Origin of the sequence: Nocardia wallacei (assembly GCF_029868745.1) — a bacterium.
Classification (GTDB): domain Bacteria; phylum Actinomycetota; class Actinomycetes; order Mycobacteriales; family Mycobacteriaceae; genus Nocardia; species Nocardia wallacei_B.
The window spans coordinates 1-5,218 of record NZ_JARWOP010000050.1 but is presented as its reverse complement, the minus strand read 5'-3'; the positions used below and the strand labels follow the sequence as shown (position 1 = coordinate 5,218).

Sequence of the window (5,218 nt, the reverse complement as noted above, 5' to 3'; positions counted from 1 at the left end):
GCGCTGCGCCGGCGGTGCCTCGATCAGCTACAGCAGGCGCTCGAGTCCGAAAAGCGCGAACTGGGCGAGGAACTCGTCGCCGAGGTCGGCTGCCCGGTCATGACGCTGGGCAATGCCCAGCTGGACTGGCCGCTGGCCGGGGCGCTGCGCTATCCGTCGATGCTGATCGACACCTTCGAATGGGAACGGACGCTGGACGGCGGCGGCCTGTTCGGTGACCGCAACGTGCGCACGGTGGTTCAGGAACCGGTGGGTGTGGTCGCGGCGATCTGCCCCTCGAACTATCCGATCGAGGTGGTGCTCAACAAACTCGGGCCCGCGCTGGCCGCCGGAAATACGGTGGTGCTCAAGCCGGACCCGAACACGCCCTGGAACGCCACCCGGCTCGGCCGGCTCATCGCCGAACACACCGACATCCCGCCCGGCGTCGTCAATGTCGTGCCCACGCCGTCGAACGAGGTCGCCGGCTTGCTGGGCACCGATGCCCGGGTCGACATGGTCTCGTTCACCGGGTCGACCGCGGTCGGGCGCACGCTCATGCGGCTGGGCGCCGACACGATGAAGCGGACCTTCCTGGAACTGGGCGGGAAATCGGCGCTGATCGTGCTCGACGACGCCGATCCGGCGGCCGCGATCCGCAGTGCGGCCGGTGTCTGCGTGCACGCGGGCCAGGCCTGCGCCGCGACCAGCCGAATGCTGGTGCACCGCGCCATGTTCGACGATCTGGTCGCCGGTGTCACCGCGGCGTTCCAGGCCGTGCCAGTGGGAGATCCGGCGCTACCCGACACCGTCGTGGGTCCGGTGATCAGCGCCGCGCAGCGCGAGCGGGTTCTGGACGCGTGCGCGCGCGCCACGGCGGACGGCGCCCGCCTGATCACCGGCGGCGGCGCGGTGCGGACGTTGCCGCCGCCGCTGGCCGGCGGTTACTACGTCGAACCGACGGTGTTCGTGTGCGACGACCCCGGCCTGCCGATCGCCCAGGAGGAGGTCTTCGGCCCGGTCGTGGTGATGATCCCGTTCGATGACGACGACGAGGCCGTGCGCATAGCCGACCACAGTGCCTATGGGCTGGCCGGTGCGGTGCTGTCGGCATCGACGGACCGCGGCATGGCCATCGCGCGGCGTATCCGGACCGGGGCGGTCGGCGTCAACGGTGGCATGTTCTACGGCGCCGACGCTCCGTTCGGCGGCTACAAGAACAGCGGAGTCGGCCGCCAGTGCGGCCTCGAGGGTTTCCGGCAGTACCTGGAGACCAAAACCATCGGCTGCCGAATTCCGCGGCGGCGCTGAACAATTCCCGGCCCGGCGGCCGACCGTCACAACGAAAGGTGCTCCAGTGGGCAAATTGGACAACAAGGTCGCGGTGGTATCGGGCGCCGCGCGCGGACAGGGACGGTCGCACGCCGTCAACCTCGCCGCCGCGGGTGCGAGCATCATCGCGCTGGACATCTGCGCCGATCTGGAGGGCAACACCTATCCGCTGGCCCGCCCGGAAGACCTGGAGGAGACCGCGCGGCTGGTCGAGAAGGAGGGCGTGCGCGCCCACCCGGTGATCGTCGATGTCGGGGAGCGCAGCGCGGTCCGCAGCGCGGTCGCCGAGGGCGTCCAGGCGCTGGGCCGGCTCGACATCGTGGTGGCGAATGCCGGTATCGCCGCGATGGGGACCGGGCAAACCCTCCGGTCGTGGTCGGACACCATCGACACCGATCTGGTGGGCGTGTTCAACGTGATCCAGGCCGGTCTGCCGTATCTCGAGGCCGGGGCATCCATCATCGCGACCGGATCGCTGGCGGCGCAGCTGGGCAGCTCGACGAAGCAGGGCCCCGGCGGCTCGGCGTACAGTTTCGCGAAACAGGTTGTCGCGCACTATGTCAACGATCTGGCGAATCAGCTCGCGAAGCAGTCGATCCGGATCAACGCGGTCCATCCGACCAACGTGAACACCGCCATGCTGCACAACGAGGGCATGTACCGGGTGTTCCGCCCGGACCTGACATCGCCGACCCGCGAGGATGCCGAGGCGGCCTTCCCGGCGATGCAGGCGATGCCGATCCCGTACATCGAACCGCAGGATGTCTCCGATCTCGTTGTCTTCCTCGCCGGCGACGAATCGCGCTACATCACCGGCAGCCAATTGCGGGTGGACGCGGGCGGTTTCGTCAAAGCCGTGCCCTGGGGCAAATAGCAAAAGCGCAGAAATCATCGGATACGCCGCGCCCGAACGCGTGGCTCGACAGCTCAGAGGTTGAGAGATATGGCCAAGCCCGTCATCGTCGGCGCCGTCAGAACGGCGATCGGACGATCATTCAAAGGGGCGCTCGCGAATGTGCCCTCGGAAAAACTGGCGAGCACGATCCTGTCCGAGGCGGTCCGCCGGTCCCGGGTCGATCCCGCCGTCGTGGACGATGTCATTCTGGCCGAATTGAACTACGGCGGAGGGGATCTGGCGCGGCATGCCGCGGTGGCGTGCGGCATGGTAGGCGTGCCGGGGCAGGCCGTGAACCGGCACTGCACGGGGAGTCTCACCGCGATCGCCAACGGGGCGGCGCACATCGTGTCGGGTATGGAGCGGGTGATCGTCGCCGGTGGCGTGCAGTCGCTGTCGACCGCGCCGCTGATGAAGTGGCGGGTGCCGGGCAAGGCCGAACTCGAATTCGTCGAACCGTGGATGCCGCCGTCGCATCCCGAGACGCCGGACGCGCCGACTCTCGACATGGCGATCACCGTCGGCTGGAACACGGCGAAGAAGGCGGGGATCAGTCGCGCGGAGATGGACGCCTGGGCGTTGCGGTCGCATCAGCGTGCCGTCGCCGCGATCGATGCAGGGAAGTTCCTCGACGAGATCGTGCCGTTGAAGATTCGGCAACTCGACGGCTCGGTGGTCGACTTCGCGGTCGACGAATTCCCGCGCCGAGACACCACTTCGGAGCGCCTGGCCGGGCTGCCGGTGCTGCACCCGGAGATCGAGGGCTTCTCGATCACGGCGGGCAACAGCAGCGGTATCAACGATGCCGCCGCGGCGGTCACGGTGGTCGGCGACGACTACGCCGCGGCCGAGGGACTCGACGTGCTGGGCACCGTGCGGGCGTGGGCCAACACCGCGGTGACCCCCGCGGACAACGGTCTGGCGGCGGGGAAGGTGATCGGCAAGGTGCTGGATCGCGCCGGTCTCGCACCTGCCGACGTGGCGCTGTGGGAGATCAACGAGGCGTTCGCGTCGGTACCGATCGCCGCGTGCCGCGAGCACGGCCTGGACGAGGAACTGGTGAACTTCTCCGGCAGCGGATGCAGTCTGGGACATCCGATTTCGGCGTCCGGGGCGCGCATGGTGACCACGCTGCTCTACGAATTGCGGCGCCGCGGTGGCGGTATCGGCGTGGCGGCGATGTGCGCCGGCGGCGGCCAGGGCGGCGCCCTCGTGGTCGAGGTCTGAGCTCGGCGATCTTGTCGATTTATATACTGGAAGTATTATAGTAAGCTTTACCAAAAGCTGCCGAGTCGAACTGGAGGCTACCGGTGTCGGACGTAGTTCTGCGAGAGCGCCGCGGGCGCACGCTGGTCATCACGATCAACCGGCCGGATGTGCGCAATGCCATCAACACCGCGGTCAGTCAGGGACTGGCGGACGCGATCGACGAACTCGACGAGAGTCCGGAACTGTCGGTCGCCGTGGTGACCGGCGCCGGTGGAAACTTCTCCGCGGGAATGGATTTGAAGGCCTTCGCGGCGGGCGAGGTGGTGATCGTGCCCGGGCGGGGCCTCGGCTTCACCGAGAAGCCGCCGGTCAAGCCGATCATCGCCGCGGTCGAGGGATACGCCCTCGCCGGCGGCACCGAGATCGTGCTCGCGACGGACCTGATCGTCGCCGCCAAGACCGCGCAGTTCGGTGTCCCGGAGGTCAAGCGCGGCTTGGTCGCCGGAGCGGGGGCGCTGTTGCGGCTACAGCACCGCATCCCGCATCAGAAGGCCCTCGAATTGGCCCTGACCGGTGACAATTTCACCGCCGAGGAGGCCGCGGGCTTCGGCTTCGTGAACCTGCTCACCGAGCCGGGCGGCGCGCTCGAGGCGGCGTTGGCCCTCGCCGATCGGATCACCGCGAACGGACCGCTGGCTGTCGCGAAGACGAAGGAGATCATCGTCAAGTCCGGCGACTGGAGTTCCGAGGAGATGTGGCAGAAGCAGCTGGAACTCATTGTCCCCGTGTTCCAGTCGAAAGACGCGCAGGAAGGCGCGCAGGCATTCGCTGAGAAGCGCCCGCCGCAATGGACAGGCGCGTAGGGCAGAGCAAATCGACCCGCGAAGTAAGGAGACGCTGTGTCGTTCGAAGGTGAAGTGGCGCTGGTGACCGGCGGCGCCGGTGGCTTGGGAGCGGCGACCGTGCGCCGGTTGCACGCGGCGGGCGCCGCGGTCGTCATCGCGGATGTCAACGACGAGAAGGCCACCGCGTTGGCCGACGAACTCGGCAACAAGGTCGCTTATGTGCGTACCGACGTGCTCGACGACGAGACGGTCGAGGCCGCGATCGCCGCGGCGGGCGAGCTGGGCGTGCTGCGCTACGCCGTGATCGCCCACGGTGGATTCGGCGTGCTGGAGAAGGTCGTCAACAAGGACGGCAGTCCGCACACGTTCAAGGGTTTCGCCGACACCATCGCGTTGTATCTGAGCGGGACGTACAACGTGTTGCGCTTGGCGGCGGCGAGGATCGCGAAATCGGATCCCAAGCCCGACGGTGAACGCGGCGCCGTCGTCATGACGAGTTCGATCGCCGGTTACGAAGGTCAGATCGGTCAGTCCGCGTACGCGGCGGCCAAGGGCGGCGTGATCGGCCTGACCTTGTCGGGTGCCCGGGATCTCAGTTCGGTCGGGATCCGGTTGAACAGTATCGCGCCCGGCACGATGCACACGCCCATCATGGATTTCCTCGGCGAGGAGAAGCTGGGGAAATTCGCCGCGTCGGTGCCCTTCCCGAAGCGACTCGGGGCGCCGGACGAATACGCGGCACTGGCTCAGCACCTGCTCGAAAATCCTTATATCAACGGGGAAGTCGTGCGTATCGACGGCGCGCAACGATTCCAGCCGCGGTAAGCGCGGCCGGGCGCGAGACTTCCCTGGGGGGGGGGGGGGGGGGGGGGGCGCCGCCCCGCGGGGGGGGGGGGGAGGGGGGGGGGGGGGGGGGGGGGGGGGGGGGGGGGGGGGGCGGCGGGGGGAAGGGGCGGGG

Annotated in this window: 5 protein-coding genes; all 5 read left to right on the top strand. The window is 68.4% G+C overall.

The features are described from left to right. Positions 1 to 1,290, top strand: a 1,290-nt coding sequence (locus QH470_RS02765) for an aldehyde dehydrogenase family protein (protein ID WP_280270650.1), incomplete at its 5' end; no start/stop codon positions are given. A 46-nt stretch (positions 1,291 to 1,336) separates the two neighbouring features. Further along, the gene (locus QH470_RS02760) at positions 1,337 to 2,185 is read left to right on the top strand and encodes a mycofactocin-coupled SDR family oxidoreductase (RefSeq protein WP_280270649.1); all 849 of its coding nucleotides are present in this window, start codon (positions 1,337 to 1,339) and stop codon (positions 2,183 to 2,185) included. A 69-nt stretch (positions 2,186 to 2,254) separates the two neighbouring features. Further along, positions 2,255 to 3,433, top strand: coding sequence for a thiolase family protein (locus QH470_RS02755; protein ID WP_280270648.1), 1,179 nt, complete (start codon positions 2,255 to 2,257; stop codon positions 3,431 to 3,433). A gap of 83 nt (positions 3,434 to 3,516) precedes the next feature. Further along, a complete protein-coding gene (locus tag QH470_RS02750; protein ID WP_280270647.1) occupies positions 3,517 to 4,278 on the top strand; it encodes a crotonase/enoyl-CoA hydratase family protein in 762 nt (253 codons plus the stop codon). Positions 4,279 to 4,314: 36 nt separating this feature from the next. Continuing rightward, positions 4,315 to 5,085, top strand: a complete 771-nt coding sequence (locus QH470_RS02745; protein ID WP_280270646.1) for an SDR family oxidoreductase — start codon at positions 4,315 to 4,317, stop codon at positions 5,083 to 5,085. Positions 5,086 to 5,218: the final 133 nt, after the last annotated feature.